Source organism: Sandaracinus amylolyticus (assembly GCF_021631985.1).
GTDB classification, from domain to species: Bacteria; Myxococcota_A; Polyangia; order Polyangiales; family Sandaracinaceae; genus Sandaracinus; species Sandaracinus amylolyticus_A.
The window spans coordinates 5,832,190-5,852,303 of sequence record NZ_CP070225.1; the positions used below are offsets into that span (position 1 = coordinate 5,832,190).

The following is a 20,114-nucleotide window of genomic DNA, read 5'->3' on the forward strand; positions in this document are numbered from 1 at the left end:
GGTCCTACTCGCTCGCGGTGTCGGGTGCCGGGCCGTGGTCCTCGCGCGCGATCTCGACGTCCCAGGGGACCGGTCGCACCTGCATGCCGGGCCCGAGGCGATCGTGGCCCTCGACGATCACGCGATCGCCCGCGACCAGGCCCTCGCGCACGATGTGCTGGCCATCGACGACGCGACCGGTGATCACGCTGCGCACCGCGACGACGTCACCCGCGTCGACGACGAGCACGCTCTCGCCGAGCGCGGGATCGTGCAGCACCGCCTGCTGGGGCACGGTGATCGCGGAAGGCTCGCGGCCGAAGGGAATGCGCGCCCGCACGAACATGCCGGGCAGCAGATCGACATCCGCGTTCGGCACGAGCACGCGCAGCGTGAGCTCGCTGGTCGTGAGGTCGACGTTCACGTCGGTCGAGAGGAGCCGTCCTTCGACCTCGTAGGGCTCGCCGCGCATCGAGAGGAGGCGCACCGGAAGTCCGTCGCTGCGCTCGAGCTCGCCGCGGGCCGAGCGCTGTCGCAGCTCCTCGTAGCGCGAGGCGGGCTGGCGGATGTCGACGTAGACCTGATCGAGCTGCTGGATGGTCACCATCGGCAGCGGATCGGCGGTGCCCACCAGCGCGCCTTCGGTCACGCGCGAGAGGCCGATGCGGCCCGCGATCGGCGCGGTGACGGTCGCGTAGCGGAGGCTGATGCGGCTGCGCGCGAGCGACGCCTCGCTCACCGCGAGATCGGCGCGCGCGAGATCGAGCGTGCTCTGCGCGTTGTGGAGCGCCTGCTCGGAGAGCGCGCCCATCGCGGCGAGACGGCTCGCGCGATCCGCCTCGCGCTCCGCGGTGGCGAGCGCCGCGCGCTGGCGCTCGGTGGTCGCCGACGCGCCCGCGACCTCGGCGCGGAACACGGTGGGATCGACGCGATAGAGCGGCTGCCCCGCGGCGACGGTGTCGCCCTCGGTGAAGAGACGCTCGCGCACGATGCCCGAGACCAGCGGGCGCACCTCGGCGACGCGCACCGGCACGACGCGCCCGGGAAGCAGATCCTCCACGAGCACCGCGCGCGGCGACACGGTGATCGTCGAGACCTCGGGCGGGGGCGGCGGATCGCTCGGCGCGGAAGGAGGTGGCGGGCTGCTACAGCCGAGCAGCGTTAGCAGGGCGTAGAGCGCGGCGGTGCCGCGAAGAAGGCGGGAGCACATCACGAAGACCTGCCGAGAAGGGAGGGGTCTTCCCTATGTTGCGCGAGGGCGCCGATCGCCAGCCCCAGCGCGCATCGAAACGTCGTCGCCCCGCATCCGCACGCGGACTTTGGCCGCGACGCGAGCATCGCTATCTCACCCCCATCCCGCGAGCCGTGCGCGCGCGAGGGGAGGTGTCGCGATGCCGTCCGAGGGCGATCGATCGAGACCAGGGCGCTTCCTCCGCAAGGCACCCGCGCCGCGGACCTCCGCGCCCGCGAAGGAGAGCAGCGCGAAGACCGTGACGCTCGAGGTGAACGGGCACACCTACGCGCTCGAGATCGATCTGCGGACGACGCTGCTCGACGCGCTGCGCGAGCGGCTGCACCTGACCGGCACGAAGAAGGGCTGCGACCACGGGCAGTGCGGTGCGTGCACCGTGCTCGTCGACGGTCGCCGCATCAACTCGTGCCTGACGCTCGCCGTGATGCACGAGGGCGATGCGATCACGACGATCGAGGGGCTCGGCGCGCCCGAAGAGCTGCATCCGATGCAGCGTGCCTTCCTCGAGCACGACGGGTTCCAGTGCGGCTACTGCACCTCGGGGCAGATCTGCTCGGCGGTCGCGATGGTCGCGGAGGCGCGCGCGGGCTGGCCGAGCCACGCCACCGAGGACGTCGCCGCGCCGCGCGTCGCGCTGACCGACGCGGAGATCCGCGAGCGCATGAGCGGCAACGTGTGTCGCTGCGCGGCCTATCCGAACATCGTCGCGGCGATCCGCAGCGTCGTCGGGGGAGGCGGGACGTGAAGGAGCTCACCTACGAGCGCGCGAGCGATCCGGTGCGCGCCGCGGCCGCGGGCGCGACCGCCGGCGCGAAGCTCATCTGCGGCGGGACGAACCTGCTCGATCTGATGAAGCTCGGGATCGAGCAGCCGACGCATCTCGTCGACGTGAGCCGACTGCCGCTCAAGGACATCGAGGCGACGGCCGATGGCGGGCTGCGGATCGGCGCGCTCGCCGACAACGCGACGGTCGCAGCCGACCGGCGGGTGCGCGAGCGCTACGGCGTGCTCTCGCAGGCGCTGCTCGCGGGCGCGTCGGCGCAGCTGCGCAACATGGCGTCGGTCGCCGGGAACCTGCTGCAGCGCACGCGCTGCCTCTACTTCTACGACACGCTCGCGCGCTGCAACAAGCGCGTGCCGGGCGTGGGATGTGCGGCGCTCGGCGGGATGAACCGCAACCACGCGATCCTCGGGGCGAGCGACGCGTGCATCGCGACGCATCCGTCGGACATGGCGGTCGCGATGATCGCCCTCGATGCGAAGATCGAGGTCATCGACGCGCGCGGTGGATCGCGCGAGGTGTCGATCCACGACCTCTATCTCGCGCCGGGGAACACGCCGCACCTCGAGACCGTGGTGCGCCCGGGCGAGCTGATCACGGCGGTCGTGCTCCCGCCGCCGCCGCGGGGATGGCAGCTCTATCGCAAGGTGCGCGATCGCGCGTCGTACGAGTTCGCGCTGGTCTCGGTCGCGGTGATCCTGTCGGTCGCGGGCGACACGATCGAGTCGGCGCGCGTCGCGCTCGGCGGCGTGGCGCACAAGCCCTGGCGATCGTTCGAGGCCGAGGCGGTGCTGCGCGGGCGGCCGCCGACCATCGAGACCCATCGCGCCGCCGCCGATGCCGCGCTCTCGCGCGCGGTGGGGCGCGGGCACAACGACTTCAAGATCGAGCTCGCGAAGCGCACGGTGATCGCGACGCTCGACCACGCAGCGGGGCTCGCATGATCGGCGCACCGCTGAACCGCGTCGACGGTCCGCTCAAGGTCTCGGGCCGCGCGACGTACAGCTACGAGGAGCAGAGCCTCGGGCCGACGCTCTACGGCTTCGTCGTCGAGTCGGCGATCGCCCACGGGCGCATCACGATGATCGACACCTCGCTCGCCGAGCGCGCGCCCGGCGTGCGCCGCGTGATCACGCATCGCGATGCACCGCCGCAGCGCCAGCCCGACAAGACGCGCGCGTCGTACGGGCGCGCGCTGCCGGTGCTCACCGGCACCGAGATCCGCACGTTCGCACAGCCGGTCGCGCTCGTGGTCGCGAGGACGTTCGAGCAGGCGCGGGCCGCGGCGGGGATGGTGCGCGTCGGGTACGAGATCACGCCCGGTCAGTACGACTTCGACGCGCCCGGAGCGTCCGAGATCGAGCAGCCGAGCGTGAACGCGGGATATCCGTCGGACTCGTCGGTGGGCGATCTCGAGGGCGCGCTCGCGACCGCGCAGCTGGTGATCGATCGCGTCTACACGACGCCGTACGCGTTCGGCCTGCCGATGGAGACCCACGCGTGCGTCGCCGCGTGGGACGGCGACGTGGTGACCGCCTACTGCAGCACGCAGATGGTGGCCGAGGCGCAGTCGCGGATCGCATCGACGTTCGGCCTGGCGCCGGAGAAGGTGCACGTCGTCTCGCGCTACATCGGCGGCGGGTTCGGCTCGAAGCTCGGCGTGAGCGTGGAGACGATCCTCGCGGTGATGGCCGCGCGTGCGCTCGGCGAGCCGGTGAAGGTCACGCTGACGCGCCAGCAGATGTTCCATCACACCGGGCATCGGCCCGCGTCGCGGCAGCGCGTGCGCCTCGGTGCATCGCGCGACGGACGGCTCGTCGCGTTCGGCCACGACGCGACGCAGAAGCAGTCGCGCGGGAGCGACTACGTCGAGCAGACCGCGACCGCGGGGCGCAGCCTCTACGCGGCGCCGAACCGGCGATCGACGCATCGCGCGATCCCGCTCGATCTGCCGGAGGCGGGCGACGTGCGCGCGCCGGGCGAGGCCCCCGGGCTCTTCGCGATCGAGTCGGCGATGGACGAGCTCGCGTACACGCTCGACATGGATCCGATCGCGCTGCGGATCGCGAACGAGCCCACGATCCACCCCGAGCTGAACGTCCCGTACAGCCATCGCCGCATGGTCGAGTGCATGCGCGAAGGCGCGCAGCGCTTCGGCTGGGATCGACGCTCGAAGGTGCCCGGGAGCACGCGCGACGGACGCTGGCTCGTCGGTCACGGCATGGCGGCGGCGATCCGGCCGCACTACCAGAGCGAGACCTCGGTGAGGGTCCGCATCGACGCCGACGGCACGACGCGCGTGCAGTGCGACATGACGGACATCGGGACCGGCACGTACACGGTCCTCGCGCAGACCGCGAGCGAGGCGCTGGGCGTTCCGCTCGAGCGCGTGCGCGTCGAGATCGGCGACTCCGACCTGCCGCGCACCGGGGGCTCGGGCGGATCGTGGGGCGCATCGAACTCGTGCAACGCGCTGCTGCGCGCGTGCAAGGCGCTGCTCGAGAAGGTGGGCGCGCCCGCGGGCGGTGTGCTCGCGCAGGTCGCCTCGCAGTTCCCCGGCGGCGTGGAGGCGATCGGGAGCGTCGCGAGCCAGCACGACGAGCCGAGCTACAGCAAGTACTCGATCGCCAGCTACGGCGCGCACTTCGTCGAGATCGGCGTCGACGCGGACACCGGCGAGATCCGGCTGCGCCGCATGCTCGGCGTGTTCGACGTGGGGCGCGTGCTCAACGAGAAGACCGCGCGCTCACAGCTGATCGGCGGGATGATCTGGGGCGTCTCGATGGCGCTGCACGAAGAGGGAGTCGTCGATCTGCGGGTGGGCGCGTTCGTGAACCGCGACTTCGCGCAGTACCTCGTGCCGGTGCACGCCGACGTCCCCTGCGTCGACGCGATCGTGCTCGACGGATTCGACGACGCCGCGAACGAGCTCGGCGCGAAGGGCGTCGGCGAGGTCGGCAACTGCGGCGCGTCCGCGGCGGTCGCGAACGCGGTCTACAACGCGACCGGCGTCCGGGTCTGCGAGCTGCCGATCACGATCGAGAAGCTGCTGCCGCATCTTCCGGCGCGGCGATGAACGAGCTCGAGCGGATCGTCGCGCGGGCGTCGGAGCTCGACGGCGCGCCGTGCCTGCTCGCGACCGTGGTGCGCGTGCGCGGATCGTCGTACCGGCGACCGGGCGCGCGCATGCTGGTCGCGGGCGATCGCTGGGTGTCGGGCTGCGTGAGCGGCGGCTGTCTCGAAGGGGACGTGCTCCTGCGCGGATCGCATCGCTGTCGCGACGGGGCGGTGGTGATCACCTACGACTCGACGAGCGACGAAGGCGAGCCGTGGGGCGTCGGGCTCGGGTGCGACGGAGTGGTCGACGTGCTGCTCGAGGCCGGCGCGCCGAACGACGCGCTCGTGTTCGCGCGCGCGTGCTTCGACGCGGAGACGAGCGGTGTGCTGGTGACGGTGATCGGCTCGACCGTCGCGGGCGCGCCGATCGGTGCGCGCATCGCGATCGGCCCCCACGTCGCGCTCGCGCGTCCGGTGGTGGATCCCGTGGTGCGCGACGCGCTCGAGCACGCGGCGCGCGGCCCCGCGGGCGTCGTCGAGGTCGCGGGGGTGACCGCGCTCGTCGAGGTGATCGCGCCCTCGCCCCAGCTCTTCGTGCTCGGCAGCGGGCACGACGTGACCCCGATCGTCGCGGCGGCCCAGAACGCCGGATTTCGGGTCACGGTGGCCGATCGTGCGATCCGCGAGCGATCGCGCCTCTGCGTCGCCGATCAGCTGGTCGCGACCGGCGGGGATCTCGCGGAGATCGCCGGGCGGATCGACGCGGCGCGCGAGGCGTACGTCGTGATCATGCACCACCAGGTCGAGGCCGATCGCGCGGCGCTCGCGATGGTGTTGCGCTCGCGCGCTCGCTACGTCGGCCTGCTCGGGCCCGCGCGCCGGACACGCGCGCTGCTCGCCGCGCTCGGCGTGGAGCACGACGCGCGGGTGCACGCGCCGGTCGGGCTCGACATCGGCGCGGAGACGCCGGAGCAGATCGCGCTCGCGGTGATCTCGGAGATCTGCGCGGTCGCGCGAGGACGACGTGGCGGGATGCTGCGCGATCGCGCGCGGCCGATGCACGCCGAGGTCGCGATCGTCGTGCTCGCGGCGGGAGGCTCGGCGCGGCTCGGTCGGCCCAAGCAGCTGGTCGAGCTCGAGGGCGTGCCGCTGGTGCGGCGGGTCGCGGAGACATGCCTCGCGAGCGGCTGCGGGCCGGTCGGGATGGTGCTCGGCGCGAGCAGCGATGCGGTGGCGCACGCGCTCGGTGGGCTGCGCCTCGCGACGATCGAGAACGACGGTTGGCGCGAAGGGATCGCGAGCTCGATCCGCGCCGGTGTCGCGTGGGCCGAGTCGCGATCGTGCGGCGCGCTGATGATCGTGCTCGCCGATCAGCCGCGCATCGCGAGCACGCACCTGATCGCGCTGCGCGATGCGTGGGCGCGCGGCGCGCCGATCGCGGCGACCCGGTGGCGCGATCGCGGCATCGAGGTCGTCGGCGCACCGGCGATCTTCGATCGCACGCGGTGGGACGCGCTCGCGCGGCTCGAGGGAGATCGCGGCGCAGGCGCGCTGCTGCGCGAGTCGGACGTGGTCGCGATCGAGAGCGTGGACGCCGCGATCGACGTGGACACGCCCGAGGACGTCGGCGCACTGCTCGGCGCGTGACGTCTGCGATACGCTCTCGCGCGTCATGACGAGCCAGGTCGACGCCACCCTCCTCTCTCGCGCCGAAGATGCAGCCCGCGCGATCGCTCCTCTCGCCGCGCGCATCGAAGCGGACCGGCAGCTGCCGCCCGAAGCGGTCGACGCGCTGGTGCGCGCCGGTGCGCTGAAGCTGCTCGTGCCGCGCGTGCACGGTGGCGCGGAGGCGACGGCCGAGACCTTCGTGTCGGTGGTCGAGACGATCGCGCGCGCCGACGGCTCCGCGGGCTGGTGCACGATGATCGCGGGCGGCTCGGGGCTGATGTCGATGTTCCTCGCGCCCGAGGTCGCGCACGAGGTCTACGCGCCCGACGACGCGATCACCTGCGGCGTAGTGGCGCCGATGGGCCGCGCCGCGCGCGTGGAGCACGGATATCGAGTGAGCGGGCGCTGGCCCTTCGGGAGCGCGTCGAAGCACTCGCAGTGGATCATGGGCGGGACGATCGCCGAGGGAGACTCGCCGCTGCCGAGCGGTGCGCCCGACATTCGCAGCGCGCTCTTCCGCGCGAGCGACGTGCAGATCCTCGACACCTGGGACGTGAGCGGTCTGCGCGGCACCGGCAGCCACGACTTCGCGGTGAAGGACGTGATCGTCCCGCGCGAGCGCACGTTCTCGTTGATCACGACGCCGCGCACCCACGAGGGGCCGCTCGCGCGACTGCCGTTCTTCGGCACGCTGGCGTCGGGCGTGGCCGCGGTGTCGCTGGGCATCGGGCGCGCCGCGATCGACGCGCTGATCGCGCTCGCGACGAAGAAGCAGCAGCTCGGCGCGAAGCAGACGATCGCGCATCGCGAGACGGTGCAGCTCGAGGTCGCGCGCATCGAGGCGCGGCTGCGCGGCGCGCGCGCGTTCCTGTTCGACGCGCTGGGCGAGGCGGGGCGCGAGGCCGCGCGAGACGGCGAGGCGACGGTGCGATCGCGGGCGCTGCTGCGCGCGGCGGCGTGTCACGCGGCGAGCGAGAGCGCGCGCGTGGTGACGAGCGCGTACGAGCTCGGCGGGGGCACGTCGATCTACGCGTCGAGCCCGCTGCAGCGGCACCTGCGCGACGTGCACACCGCGTCGCAGCACCTGATGGTCGCGTCGCCCACCGCGACCACCGCGGGGCGCGTGCTCCTCGGCCTCGACGCGGAGACGGCGACGCTGTGACGTGGTCTCCGCCCGACCTGCGCGGGAAGATCTGCATCGTCACCGGCGCGAGCCGCGGCGTGGGCAAGGGCATCGCGCTCGGGCTCGGCGAAGCGGGCGCGACGGTGTACGTGACCGGTCGCAGCGAGACCGCGGGCGCGCTCCCGGGGACGATCGGCGAGACCGCGGACGCGGTGCGCGCGCTCGGCGGCGTCGGGCTCGCGGTGCGCTGCGATCACGCGATCGACGAGGAGGTCGAGGCGCTCTTCGCGCGCGTGGACGCGGAGCACGGCCGCGTCGACGTGCTGGTGAACAACGCGTTCGCGATCCCGGAAGGCAAGCTCACCGCGCCGTTCTGGGAGCTGCCGATCGCGCAGTGGGACGTGATGCATCGCGTCGGTCTGCGCTCGCACTACGTCGCGGCGTGGCACGCGGCGCAGCGCATGGTGCCGGCGCGACGCGGGCTCATCGTGAACGTCTCGTCGTTCGGCGCGAAGATCCAGGCGGTCAACGTCGCGTACGGCGTGGGCAAGGCGGGTGTCGATCGCATGTCGCGCGACATGGGCCGCGAGCTCGCGCCGCACGGCGTGCTCGCGGTCTCGATCTGGCCGGGGATCGTGAAGACCGAGCGCTTGTTGCTCGAGCCGGAGCGCCTCGGGTTCGATCCCAGCAAGGGCGAGTCACCGCAATTCAGCGGGCGCGCCGTGGCGTGCCTCGCCGCCGATCCGCGCGCGATCGAGCACGCCGGCGAAGCGCTCGTGGTGGCCGAGCTCGGCGAGCACTACGGCTTCCCCGACCTCGACGGCTCACGCCCGCGCTCGATGCGCCGGGACCGCGCCCGATGATCGAGTAAGGTTCGCGCCACGCATGCCGAAGTTCGCATCGATCGACGTGGGCTCGAACGCGTCGCGGCTCCTCATCGTGCAGGCCGACGGACCCGGGCGCTTCACCACCGTGCTGCAGTCGCGCATGCCGGTGCGCCTGGGCCACTCGGTGTTCGTCACGGGCAAGCTCGATCCCGAGTCGGTGGAGGAGCTCGTGCGCGCGATGCGCGCGTTCAAGACCACGATGGAGAACGAGGGCGTCGAGGCGTATCGCGCGGTGGTGACCGCGTCGGCGCGCGACGCCGAGAACTCCGAAGACATGCTGCACCGGGTCGCCGATGCGGGCATCGAGCTCGAGGCGATCGACGGCACCGAGGAGGCGCGGCTCGTGAAGCTCGCCGTCGAGCAGCGCGTGCCGCTCGGCGACAAGCGCGCGCTGCTCTGCGATCTCGGCGGCGGCAGCCTCGAGCTCTCGGAGGTGAACCACGACGAGGTGCGCTTCTCGACGAGCCTGCAGATCGGCACGGTGCGCCTGCTCGAGTCGTTCCTCGACGATGGCAAGCCGGTGACGAAGGCGCAGGAGCGCCTCCTCGGCGAGTACCTCGATCGCATGCTGCAGCCGGTGCGCGAGAGCTTCCTCAAGCGCAGCTACGACGTGGTCGCGGGAACGGGCGGCAACTTCGAGACGATCGCGGAGCTGTGCCCGATGGCGGGCACCGCGCTGCCGACGATCGACGTCCGGAAGGCGCGCGCGCTGCTCGCGAAGATGTCGAAGATGAAGGCGACCGATCGCCGCAAGGAGTACGGGCTGCGTCCCGATCGCGCCGACGTGATCGTGCCCGCGCTCTACGTGCTGGTGACGATCGCGGACCTCGCGCGCACCGACACGATCGTGGCACCCGGCGTGGGCCTCAAAGAAGGCATCGTCGCGGAGCTCGTGCACAAGCACTTCCGCGTCTGGGACTACAAGGTCGACGAGAGCCAGGCGGCGCGCGCCGCGGTGCAGCTCGGTCGTCGCTATCACTTCGACGAGCCGCACGCGACGCAGGTGGATCGCCTCGCGACCCAGCTCTTCGATCGACTGCGCGCGCTGCACAAGCTCGACGATCACGATCGCGTGCTCTTGCGCGTCGCCGCGCTGGTCCACGACATCGGCGACTTCGTGCACTTCGCGGCGCACCACAAGCACACGCAGTACATCGTCGAGCACAGCGACGTGATGGGCCTGTCGCCGGAGCACCGCGTCGTGGTGGGCTGCATCGCGCGCTATCACCGGCGCGCACCCCCGAGCCCGAAGCACGCGTCGTTCGCGTCGCTGGGCCCGGAGGATCGACGGAGAGTGCGGAAGCTGTCGTCGATCCTGCGCCTCGCGGATGCGCTCGATCGCGGGCACCGCAGCAAGGTGCACCAGCTCGACGTCGAGGTCGGCGCGCAGGAGATCGTGATCCGCGCGAGCGGCAGAGAGGATCTCTCGCTGGAAGCGTGGACCGCCGCGCGGAAGGCGGGGCTCTTCGAGCAGACCTTCCGGCGGACGGTGCACGTCGTCGTGGACTCGGCCGACGACGCCGCCGTCGCGCGCGCCTGAAGCGCGTCAGCGGGCCGACGGGACGTCGCAGACGCCGTACTCGGCGCTCAGATAGCCGGGCACCGCGATGCACTCGTGCGAGGGATCGCTGCAGTCGGCGTCGCCCATCGCGGTGCGGCAGACCCGCAGGCACGAGAACGGACCGGCGCCGAGGCAGATCGTGCCCGGCACGCACGCGTTGGTCGCGGTGCAGCTGCCTCCCTCGGGCGTGGTGCCCGCGACGAAGCAACCGACGGTCTCGGGCGCCGGGCCCGGATAACAGCCGCGGCCTGCAGCACAGCCCGCGTTCGGCGCGAGCGTGCATGCGTCCGCGGGTGCGCAGTGACCGAGGTTCGGCGCCTCGGCGAGCTGCACGCACGCCTGGCCGCCCGGGCAGTCGAGCGCGGCGTCCGGGCAGCAGTAGTGACGGCAGGTGCCGGCGCGACAGGTGAGCCCTGGCGCGCACTCGTCGGCGAAGTCGCAGGGGTCGCCGTCGGTGCCGGGCAGGACGACGAGCTCGCAGCGCGTCGCAGCGACGCCGCCGACCTCCGCGTAGTAGCAGGCATGGTCGGGCGGGCAGTCCTGCAGCGCCACGTCGCACGCGCCGCCGCCCGCCGCGCAGAGGCTCGCGCCGCCATCGGCGCCCGCGTCGGTCGTGCCGGCGTCGGGCTCGCCCGCATCGACCTCGCCCGCGTCGACCTCGCCCGCATCCGCCGAGCCCGCATCCGCCGAGCCCGCGTCGATCGCGCCGCCGTCGTTCCCGGCGTCGCGCGCGCCCGCATCGAGCACGCCGCCGGCATCGTGCGCTCCCGCGTCCGCCACGCCGTCGTCGTCACCGCACGCCACGAGCACCAGCACGAGCCCGAGCGCGACCGCTCGTCCCACGAATCGTCCGTCCACGGTCGCCGCCTCCACAGCTCGAGCGCGCGACCCGCGCCTCGGAGCGGCCGCGAGCCTATGCGACCTCGCGCCACATCGGCAACGAGCTCGGCGCGCGATCACACGCGGAACGCCCGGTGCAACGCGAGCCCCTGTGCCAAGACGAGCCCTGCTCATCGCGCTGACGGTGTGGCTCAGCGCGTGCGCCGACGATCGAGACGCATGCGGGCATGGCACCGAGTGCGCGCGCGCGACACCCGCACCCTCGGGCGAAGGCTGGTGCTGCGCGCCTGGAGGCTCGCCGTTCTCCGGTTCGCAGTGCGAGCCGCTCGGCGGCTGGGTCGCGGATCGCACGCAGTGCGATGACGCTCCGGACTCGTGCGACGCGCCGCCCTGCGCATGGCGCACATCGGTCGACGCGAACGGCTGCATCGTCGCCCACATCGCACCCGACGCATGTCCACCACTCGACGCCGGCCGCTGATCGAGACCATCACCGTGCGACACGCGAGCGCCCGAGCCCGCGCGCCGCTCGCCGAGGCCTGCTCAGCCTCCGACGAGAGCCTTGTGCGCCCCCGTCTGGTCGGCCGGCCGCGGCGAGTACTGCGACTGGCTCGCGTACTGCGCTTCTTCGCGCCGCATCTCTTCCATCAGCTCGCCGACCTCGGGGCGTCCCTTCAGGTGGCTCATCAGCAGCGCCGAGCAGTCGGTGAACGTCTTCTCGTACGCGAGCGCCTCGCGCACCCGCGTCGCGATCCGATCACGCCCCGCCGCGAGATCGTTCTCGAGCGCATCGCCGTAGCGCGCCAGCTGCGCGCGCAGCTCGTCGATCTGCCGGCGCAGATCGCCCGCGCTCTTCTCCTTGTGCAGCGCGCGGCGCTCGTGGTCCTGCAGCACCTCCGAGAGCACCTCGGCGCGCGCGCGGTTCGCCGTCGCTTCCTCGAACACCCCGCGCCAGGTGCGCAGATCACCCGCCGTGCGCTCGAGCTCGAGCGCCTGCGCGTTCGCGCGCTCCCATGCCCGACGCGCCTCGTCGAGCTTCGTCTTCACGCGCGACAGACGCTCGCGCTCCGCGGCCGCATCGCGCAGCGTGCGCGACTCCTCCTCCGCGAGCTCCTCGACCTTGCGTCCGATCTCCGCGCGCAGCGCCCTGCCCCGCCGCTCGATCGCGTCGAGCTTGCGCTGGTGCGACGCGAGCTCGCCCTCGAGCTTGCTCGCGCGCGCCGAGACCTCCCACAGCTGATCGATCGCGGTCTGCAGGTCGTCGGGCACGCGGCCGTTCGGATACGCGCGCGCGACCATGCGCGAGAAGTACGCCGCACGGCGCGACCACTCGACGACACCGGGGCTCGGCGCGGGCGGCGGCGGAGGCGGCTGCGCGGGCGCGGCGGCCTGGCCCTCCTGCTGCTGCACCTCCCACGTGTTCGGGAGCGTGCGCTGCAGCGCCTTGAGCTCTTCCTGCAGGTGGTGGCCGTCGCGGAAGCGGCGACGTGGGTCTTTCTCGAGCAGCTTGAGGATGATCGCCTCGGCTGCCTCGGGCAGATCCTTCGCGAGCGTGCGCGGGCGCGGCGGCGGCGCGGTGCGCTGCATCTCGAGCAGCGTGTCGCGATCGTTGCTGCGGAACGGCAGCTGCCCGGTGCACATCTCGAAGAACAAGATGCCGAGCGCGTAGAGATCGCTCACCGGCAGCGCGTCGTCTCCACGCGCCTGCTCCGGCGACATGTACTCGGGCGTGCCGAACACCGCGCCCTTCGGAGCGAGTCGTGGATCCCGCGCGAGCGCTGCGAGACCGAAGTCCAGGATCTTCACGAAGTCGCGACGGCCGCCGCGCGTCGTGAGCATGATGTTGTCGCTCTTCAGGTCGCGATGGACGACGCCGAGGTCGTGCGCACGCGCGAGCGCCGCGCACATCTGCTCGAGGATGTCGACCGCCCGCGCGAGCTGCATCGGGCCCTTCGCGATCTCGCTCGAGAGCGCGCTGCCGACGAGGTACTCCATTACGAGGTAGAGCTCGCTCTCCTCGGTCTCGCCGACGTCGTGGATCTCGACGATGTGCGCGTGATCGACGCGGTTCGCGGCGCGCGCCTCGCGCAGCATCCACGCGCGCAGGTGCGTCTCGCTGCGCAGGTCGGGCCGGATGAGCTTCAGCGCGACCACCCGATCGATGAGGACGTGACGGGCCCGGTAGACGACCCCCATGCCCCCTTCGCCGAGCAAGGCCTCGAGCCGGTAACGCCCGGCCACGACCTTCCCGAGATAGCTGTCCTTCGCCGAGCGATTGGCCGAGGTGCGCGTGGTTCCCATGGGGACCTGGCTCCGGGGTTCGAAGAGGGCCGAAACCGAACCGAGCAGCGATGATAACGCCAGTCCTCCGGGGACAGTCAGAGTTTCCGTATCGCCTCTGGCCGAACCGGGGACGTCTCCAATCGTACACCATTGGTGAAGAATTGCGGATCGATCGCGAGAAAGTGCAGAGTTCGTACACTTATCCTGTTGTCCGGAGCGGCCTCTCCCGTATCCTGGGTGCGAGCTTCGGCCGGGCGTGCGCCTACGTGTCGCCCCGGGTTTCCACCCATACGGCCAGCGCTCAGGGCCACGAGCAGGAGGCGTGATGAGGGCTCGGACGCTCGGTCCGTATCGCATCGAGCGACGTCTCGCGACCGGCGGGATGGCCGAGGTGTTCGTGGCCCAGCGGCTCGGTCCCCACGGCTTCCAGAAGCGCGTGGCGCTCAAGTGCATCCTGCCGCAGCACGCGCGCGATCCCGACTTCGTCGCGATGTTCATCGACGAGGCGCGCCTCGCGGCGCAGCTCGAGCACCCGTCGATCGTGCAGGTCTTCGACTTCGGCGAGGCCGACGGCGCGCTCTTCCTCGCGATGGAGTTCGTCGACGGGACGAACGTGAATCGCCTGCTGCGCGCGGTCGCCGCGAACCGCGAGGTGGTGCCGATCTCCGCCGCGCTGCACATCGCGGCGGAGGCCGCGCGTGCGCTCGCCTACGCGCACCACCTGTGCGACGAGTCGGGCAAGCCGCTCACGATCGTGCATCGCGACGTGAGCCCCGCGAACCTGCTGCTGACCAAGCGCGGCCACGTGAAGGTCGCGGACTTCGGCATCGCGCGCTGCGCGCAGAGCGATCACCGCACCGACGACGGTCACGTGCGCGGCAAGCTCGGGTACATGTCGCCCGAGCAGGTGAGCGGGCTCGACATCGACGGGCGGAGCGACGTCTTCACGCTCGGCACGGTGCTCGCGGAGATGTTGATCGGCGAGCCGCTCTTCGGCAGCGGAACCGATCTCGACGTGCTGCTGCGCATCCGCAACGCGGATCTCGGCGTGCTCGATCGCAAGGGACGCGCGGTGCCGCAGGACGTGCGCGCGGTGCTCTGCGCGGCGCTCGCGCGTCATCCCGACGATCGCCCCGAGGCGGGCGCGCTCGCCGAGGCGCTCGAGGATCTGATGCGCCGTCGCGGCAGCGCGGGGCGTGGCGCGCGCGAGCTCGCGCGGCTGCTGCACCGGCTCGATCTCGTCGCGAAGACGCCGCAGGACGAGGCCGCGCACGAGCCCGGCGCGAGGCCGACCGCCTACGTCGATCCGAGCGGCGGCGCGCGCACCGGAGCGACGGTGGAGACGCCGCTCGCGACGCGCGACATGCTCGGCAAGCTCGCGCTCGAGACGCCGAACTCGTGGGAGGTGCGGCTCGCCGACGGGCACACGATCGGGCCGCTCACGTTCCCAGAGCTCGTGCGGCGCATCGTGGCCGGCGAGGTCGACGAGCGCGCGCTGGTGAAGCGCGACGCGGGGCAGCTCGTGCCGAGCGGCGAGGTGCCCGAGCTGCAGCGTTATCTCGGGTCGCAGGCGCTGCGCTGGAACCCCGCGGAGATCCGCGACGCCGATCGCCGCGGGCTCGTGATGCCCGGCGGCGTGCTCGGGCTCGTGCACCGCATCACGTCGGATCGCGAGACCGGCGTGCTGCACCTGTGGGACGGGCAGCGGCGCAAGAAGGTGTACTTCGTCGACGGTCGGCCCGACTTCGTCGCGTCGACTGTGAAGAAGGAGATGCTCGGCGAGTATCTCGTGCAGCGCGGCGTGTGCCTCCGCATGGAGGTCGACATGGCGCTCGCGCTCCTGCCGCGATACGGCGGGCGGCTCGGCGATGCGCTCGTCGGGCTCGGTGTGCTGCGGCCGGTCGAGCTCTACCGCGCGATCTCGGGGCAGGTGCGCGAGCGCTACCTCGAGATCTTCCGGTGGCGCAACGGACAGTGGGCGTTCCGCGCCGGCGTGCGATCGGAAGAAGAGACGTTCCCGCTCGAGCAGGGCGCGCACGAGCTGCTGCGCGATGCGGCGCTCGCGGCGGACACCTCGGAGATCGAGGCGGCGCTCTCGGACGTGCGCGAGCGCGTGCTCTCCCGCGAGTCGCGTCCGCCCGCGCCGCCGAGCGCATACGGGCTGCCCGAGCCCTGGCTCCGTCTGCTCGACGTGCGGGGCGACATGACGCTCGGGAGCATCGTCGCGCGCGAGACCGCGAGCGGCGGCGACGTCGAAGACGTGTACCGCGCCTTCTACCTCGGTCTATCCTGCCGGCTGGTGAAGGCCGCCTGAGGCCTTCGCGGAAGCCGGACCGGACCGGGAGGACGTATTGAGAGGTGGATCGCGCAGGGCGCGCGGGCGCGCGCTCGTGCTGCGTATCGCTCTCTGCTGTGTGAGCGCGATCGTCGTGGCGGTGTTGCTCGGCGCGTGCGCGGGTCCAGCGCGCGGCGCCACGTCGACGGCCCTCGAGCGCGGTGCGCTCGTGGAGGCGCTCGACGGGTACGATCGCATGCGCCAGCTCGACGGGCCGGATCGCGAGCTGCTCGGGCGCATCGCGGCGCTGCTGCTCGAGCAGGAGGCGGGCGGCGCGGATCGCGAGCTGCGACGGCAGGCGATCCAGGAGCTCGCGGGCTCGGGCACCGCCGGTGAGCCGGTGCTGCAGCGCATCGCGCACGGCGAGGGTCCGTCGCGCGTGCTCGCGCTCGAGGCGCTCGCGCGGCGAGGGGACGATCGGGCCGCGCTCGAGCTGCGATCGTTCGCGGACGACGAGGACGCGGACGCGCGCGCGGCATCGGTGCTGGGGATGGATCCCGAGGAGGATCGTGACGCGTTGCTCGAGGCGATCCGCTGGCCGAGCCCGCGCGCGAGGGAGAACGCGGCATCGAAGCTCGCGGTGCTGGTGCCCGAGGGCGCCGCGCGCGCGGCGCTCGAGGAGACGAGCCGCGTCGATCCCGAGCCCGCGGTGCGCGCGGCTGCGGTGCGCGCGCTCGGTGGTTATGGCCCGCCGGCGCTGGTCGCGCTGCGCGAGCGTCTCTCGGATCCGGTGCCGAGCGTGCGCATGGCCGCGGTGGACGCGCTGATCCGCGCCGATCGCGATCAGGCGTGGACGGCGCTGGGCTCGCTCTTCGAGACGCCGCCGAGCTCGCAGGGGATCGAGGCCGCGCGCTTGATGTTGGTGCGGGCGCGCCAGGGCGACGAGGATCGCGGAGCGCGCGCGTACTTGCTCTCGGCGCTGCGCGCGGGCGAGCCCTCGCTGCGCTCGCAGGCCGGTGTCGCGCTGGTCTCGCTCGAGCCGAGCGAGGATCTCCGGGGCGCGCTGCACGAGGCGCTGGAGGGCGAGGACGATCCCGGCGCGAAGCTCTCGATCGCGCGCGCGCTGATGGAGCAGGACGGCGCGGAGGACGAAGCGCGGCGCGCGCTGCGCGCGCTGATGCAGAGCGGGCTCGAGATGAGCGCGCTGCAGTCGGCCGCGGTGCTCGCGGAGGACGGCGACGACGAGGCGAGGTCGATCCTGTCGGCGTTCCTGCACCGGCCCGATCCCGTGCTGCGGCGTGCGGCGGCGCGCGCGCTCGCGCGTGATGCGATGCGCCCCGACGACGCGCGCGAGGCGATGCGCGATCACGACGCGCAGGTGCGGATCGGCGCGGCGGGCGCGATCCTCGCAGCGTCGAACGCGGACGCGTGAGGTAGAGTCGAGGCAGGCATGTACAAGCACATCCTCGCGGCCACCGACTTCTCGGATCTGGGCGATCGCGCGCTGCAGAAGGCGTCGGAGCTCGCGATCCAGCTCGGTGCGAAGCTGACCTTCGTGCACGTGATGGTGTCGGAGGACAGCGCGAGCCCGATGTACGCCCAGCACGAGGTGCGCGCGCACGTGAAGAAGCTCGGCGAGCGCATGCCGCAGCACCACGACGTGCAGGTCGAGCTCGAGGTGCGCGTGGGCGATGCGCCGACCGAGATCCTCGCGGCCGCGGAGGCGCACGACGCGGACCTGATCGTGATCGCGACGCGCGGCGAGCGTGGGTTCGCGGAGTGGCTGCTCGGCTCGACCGCGGAGCGCGTGGTGCGGAACGCGCGTCGCGACGTGCTGATCGTGACCTGACCTAACGCGAGCGGACGCGCGGGGGCGGCGGGAGCGAGGGCATGCGCGCGTCGAGCTCGCGCGTGAGCGCGTCGACGATCGAGTCGGCGTCGAGCTCGAGCTCGTCGTCGCTCGGGCGCGGAGGCGGCGGCGCGGGCGCGTCGGGGGTCGGCACGCGGCGGATGCGCGCAGCGCGCGGCGGTGCGTCCTCGGGCGTGGCGCGCGGAGGCTCGCCGGGGCCGCTCGCGTCGACCCAGCGCGTCGCCCGCGTGCGCACGTCGAGGTGGAGGAACGCGCCCGCAGGGTAGAGGCCGACGCCGGTGCGATCGAAGCGCGAGACGAGCTCGTGCACCGCGTCGAGGCTCGCGCCGGTGACGCGCAGATCGAGCGCGAGGCCGTGGAGGTGCCGGCTGCCGGGGCGTGCGTCGGGACGATCGCCGGAGAGGATCTCGATCGCGTGGCCGGGGAAGCGATTGGCGATGACCCGCAGGCGCTCCAGCAGGCCGGGATGGAGGCGGCGGATCGAGGGCGCGATCCAAGTGGGATCGTTCGCGTGCGCGACGAGGGTCGCGGCATCGGGCAGCGGCGCGCTCGGCGGTCGCGCGAGGATGCTGAGCGCGACGAGGCTCTCGGCGTGCGGTCGACCCTCGCAGTCGAGCAGCACGAGCGAGCGGCGCTCGGTCCCTCGCACGAGCGTGACCGGCGCAGGGCACGCGGACGGAGCAGGCGGCAGCGCGGCGGGCTCGGGCGCGCGCGGACGCGGCGGAGGCGGCGGCGTGATCGCGACGCGCGGTGGCGGCGGCGGGGTGATCGCGACGCGCGGTGGAGGCGGCGGCGTGGGCGGGGTCGCGGCGGCGCGCGCGCACGCGCTCTCGCTCATGCCCGCAGGGCACACCGGTCGCGCGACGAGCGGCGCGCGCTCGCTCGGCGGCGCGTAGATGACGGTCACGTCGGCGCGCGCGGACGACGGCAGCGCGAGCGCCGACACGAGCGCGATCAGGACGACGCGGTGCATCGACCGAATGGTCCCGTGCTCGCTCGTGATCGATCCAGAAAACGGATCGCGAGGTCAGACCAGGCGCTCGTCCTGGGGATCGAAGCAGACGAGGCCATGCTCCGCCGCGAGCTGCGACACCACGCGCAGGACGACCTCGGCGTAGTCCCATCGCACGTGGGGGTAGAGCAGCGGCCCGCGCTGATCGCAGTCGATCGGAGACAGAGCCCAGACGCGATCTTCCGGCGCGTCATCGGGGAATCGCGCACGCACGGCGTCGATCAGCGCGCGCACGCGAGCCGGGGTCGGCTCGTCGTGCTCGGGCTCTCGTTCGAGGTAACGATTCGCGAGCGATGCGAACGTGCTCGCGGCGTCATCGTCGTCGCGAGGACGTGGCCCCTCCCAGACTGCGATGTCGAAGCTCATGCCGCGAGCACAGGCGCACTACTCCGGTGCGCGGCGCAGGACGCGATCGAGCGCTTCGATGATCCACGGCACCGCGTCGGAGACGCCGGGGACGTGCGCGGTGGGGATGCGCTCGAGCTCGTCGATCCACGACGCGGGCAGGCCGTGCTCGCGCGCGCCGCGCACCAGGAGATCGCGATATCGACGGGAGGGTCGCAGGCCGAGCGTCGGAGTACGGGTCACGTACACGAACGCGCGCATCACGCGTTCGCGCGCGTGCACCTCGCGCTCGACGCGCGCGTAGCCCGCGGACTCGTGGCGATCGAGGCGCTCCATGTCGTCGTCGTGCAGCACGTGCAGCACGCCGTGCACGGTCGCGCCGAGCTGCGGGAGGACGCTCGCGAACGCGGGCTCGATCAGCGGGATCCCGCGCTGCACGAACGCGAGGCGATGATCACGCAGCGACGCGGCCTCGCTCGAGATCGGTCGGATGCGCCGGCGTCGCACCAGCACGTCGCGGCACGTGTTCGCCCCGAACGCGAAGTACGCGACGCTCATCGCCCGAGCGCTTCGAGCGACGCGAAGGGGAACGTCTCGAGCACGTCGACCGCTTCTTCGGGAACGCTCGCCGGCGCGATCGTGAGCGCGACGACGAAGCGATCCGCGACCACGACCTGCGCTTCGCTGGTCGACGTTCCCGGGACCCACGACGCGAGCGCGGGACGTCCTGCGATGCCCGTCGGGACGAGCTCGACCGGCGCCTCGGGCTCGGCGGCCATCGGGATGCGCTGCGCTGCCGCGAACCCCGCGACGAGATCGGGCGCGCGCTGCGCGTCGACGACTCGCACCGTCGCGCGCCGCTCTCCGTCGGCGTACTGCACGCTCACGCGCGTGGTCGGGGTCACGCCGAGCTCGACGTGCGGCTCGGGCGCGCCCGTCGCCTCGAAAGAGCCGAGCCGCTGCGGCAGCGCGCCCGCGAGCGCGCTCGGTGCGACGAGCCCTGCGGGCGTGCTCGGCGCGCTCGGCGTGGGACGTGCGGGCGGCGTGGGCGCGGGCTCGCTCTCGCGCGGACGTTCGCACGCGAGCGAGAGCCAGAGTATCGAGACCAGGAGCGCGGTGCGGGAGCGCACGGCGCGAGGGTAGCGGGGATCACGCGCCCGGGAGAAGCGCGCGACGTCGTG

Annotated in this window: 17 protein-coding genes; 10 read left to right on the plus strand and 7 right to left on the minus strand. The window is 72.7% G+C overall.

What is annotated here, in order from left to right:
* Positions 1-4 precede the first annotated feature (4 nt).
* Positions 5-1,189, minus strand: a complete 1,185-nt coding sequence (locus I5071_RS24685; RefSeq protein WP_329611070.1) for an efflux RND transporter periplasmic adaptor subunit — start codon at positions 1,187-1,189, stop codon at positions 5-7.
* Positions 1,190-1,370: 181 nt separating this feature from the next.
* Between I5071_RS24685 and I5071_RS24690 the strand changes: the two genes are divergently transcribed.
* Genes I5071_RS24690 through I5071_RS24720 form a run of 7 tightly spaced genes read left to right on the plus strand, consistent with a single transcriptional unit; the run spans position 1,371 to position 10,287 of the window.
* Positions 1,371-1,976, plus strand: a complete 606-nt coding sequence (locus tag I5071_RS24690) for a 2Fe-2S iron-sulfur cluster-binding protein (protein ID WP_236515277.1) — start codon at positions 1,371-1,373, stop codon at positions 1,974-1,976.
* Complete coding sequence (locus I5071_RS24695) at positions 1,973-2,956, plus strand: FAD binding domain-containing protein (protein ID WP_236515278.1); 984 nt, start codon at positions 1,973-1,975, stop codon at positions 2,954-2,956. Before I5071_RS24690 ends, I5071_RS24695 begins: the two co-directional genes overlap by 4 nt.
* Positions 2,953-5,088 carry a xanthine dehydrogenase family protein molybdopterin-binding subunit gene (locus I5071_RS24700; RefSeq protein ID WP_236515279.1) on the plus strand — a complete coding sequence of 712 codons (2,136 nt, stop codon included), beginning with the start codon at positions 2,953-2,955 and terminating at the stop codon, positions 5,086-5,088. The genes I5071_RS24695 and I5071_RS24700 overlap by 4 nt, the downstream gene beginning before the upstream one ends.
* Positions 5,085-6,716, plus strand: coding sequence for an NTP transferase domain-containing protein (locus I5071_RS24705; protein ID WP_236515280.1), 1,632 nt, complete (start codon positions 5,085-5,087; stop codon positions 6,714-6,716). The genes I5071_RS24700 and I5071_RS24705 overlap by 4 nt, the downstream gene beginning before the upstream one ends.
* Before the next feature lie 25 nt (positions 6,717-6,741).
* On the plus strand, positions 6,742-7,899 hold the full coding sequence (locus I5071_RS24710; RefSeq protein ID WP_236515281.1) for an acyl-CoA dehydrogenase family protein: 1,158 nt from the start codon (positions 6,742-6,744) through the stop codon (positions 7,897-7,899).
* Positions 7,896-8,723 (plus strand): SDR family NAD(P)-dependent oxidoreductase, encoded by an 828-nt coding sequence (locus I5071_RS24715; protein ID WP_236515282.1) that lies wholly within the window; start codon positions 7,896-7,898, stop codon positions 8,721-8,723. Before I5071_RS24710 ends, I5071_RS24715 begins: the two co-directional genes overlap by 4 nt.
* A gap of 22 nt (positions 8,724-8,745) precedes the next feature.
* Complete coding sequence (locus I5071_RS24720; protein ID WP_236515283.1) at positions 8,746-10,287, plus strand: Ppx/GppA phosphatase family protein; 1,542 nt, start codon at positions 8,746-8,748, stop codon at positions 10,285-10,287.
* Between the two features lie 6 nt (positions 10,288-10,293).
* Here the strand turns inward: I5071_RS24720 and I5071_RS24725 are convergent, their stop codons facing one another.
* Complete coding sequence (locus tag I5071_RS24725) at positions 10,294-11,166, minus strand: hypothetical protein (protein ID WP_236515284.1); 873 nt, start codon at positions 11,164-11,166, stop codon at positions 10,294-10,296.
* Positions 11,167-11,691: 525 nt separating this feature from the next.
* Complete coding sequence (locus I5071_RS24730) at positions 11,692-13,449, minus strand: serine/threonine-protein kinase (RefSeq protein WP_236515285.1); 1,758 nt, start codon at positions 13,447-13,449, stop codon at positions 11,692-11,694.
* 307 nt (positions 13,450-13,756) lie between these two features.
* Here I5071_RS24730 and I5071_RS24735 point away from each other — a divergent pair, with 307 nt between their 5' ends.
* The 3 genes from I5071_RS24735 to I5071_RS24745 all read left to right on the plus strand — a co-directional run bounded on the left by I5071_RS24735 (position 13,757) and on the right by I5071_RS24745 (position 17,555).
* Positions 13,757-15,745, plus strand: coding sequence for a serine/threonine protein kinase (locus I5071_RS24735; RefSeq protein ID WP_236515286.1), 1,989 nt, complete (start codon positions 13,757-13,759; stop codon positions 15,743-15,745).
* Positions 15,746-15,845: 100 nt separating this feature from the next.
* The gene (locus I5071_RS24740) at positions 15,846-17,138 is read left to right on the plus strand and encodes a HEAT repeat domain-containing protein (protein WP_236515287.1); all 1,293 of its coding nucleotides are present in this window, start codon (positions 15,846-15,848) and stop codon (positions 17,136-17,138) included.
* Positions 17,139-17,156: 18 nt separating this feature from the next.
* Complete coding sequence (locus tag I5071_RS24745) at positions 17,157-17,555, plus strand: universal stress protein (protein ID WP_236515288.1); 399 nt, start codon at positions 17,157-17,159, stop codon at positions 17,553-17,555.
* A 1-nt stretch (position 17,556) separates the two neighbouring features.
* Here I5071_RS24745 and I5071_RS24750 read toward each other — a convergent pair whose 3' ends face one another.
* Genes I5071_RS24750 through I5071_RS24765 form a run of 4 tightly spaced genes read right to left on the minus strand, consistent with a single transcriptional unit; the run spans position 17,557 to position 20,063 of the window.
* The gene (locus I5071_RS24750) at positions 17,557-18,549 is read right to left on the minus strand and encodes a DUF882 domain-containing protein (RefSeq protein ID WP_236515289.1); all 993 of its coding nucleotides are present in this window, start codon (positions 18,547-18,549) and stop codon (positions 17,557-17,559) included.
* Between the two features lie 54 nt (positions 18,550-18,603).
* Positions 18,604-18,954 (minus strand): hypothetical protein, encoded by a 351-nt coding sequence (locus I5071_RS24755; protein WP_236515290.1) that lies wholly within the window; start codon positions 18,952-18,954, stop codon positions 18,604-18,606.
* A gap of 18 nt (positions 18,955-18,972) precedes the next feature.
* On the minus strand, positions 18,973-19,491 hold the full coding sequence (locus tag I5071_RS24760) for a gamma-glutamylcyclotransferase family protein (RefSeq protein ID WP_236515291.1): 519 nt from the start codon (positions 19,489-19,491) through the stop codon (positions 18,973-18,975).
* Positions 19,488-20,063, minus strand: coding sequence for a hypothetical protein (locus tag I5071_RS24765; protein WP_236515292.1), 576 nt, complete (start codon positions 20,061-20,063; stop codon positions 19,488-19,490). The genes I5071_RS24760 and I5071_RS24765 overlap by 4 nt, the downstream gene beginning before the upstream one ends.
* Between the last annotated feature and the right edge of the window lie 51 nt (positions 20,064-20,114).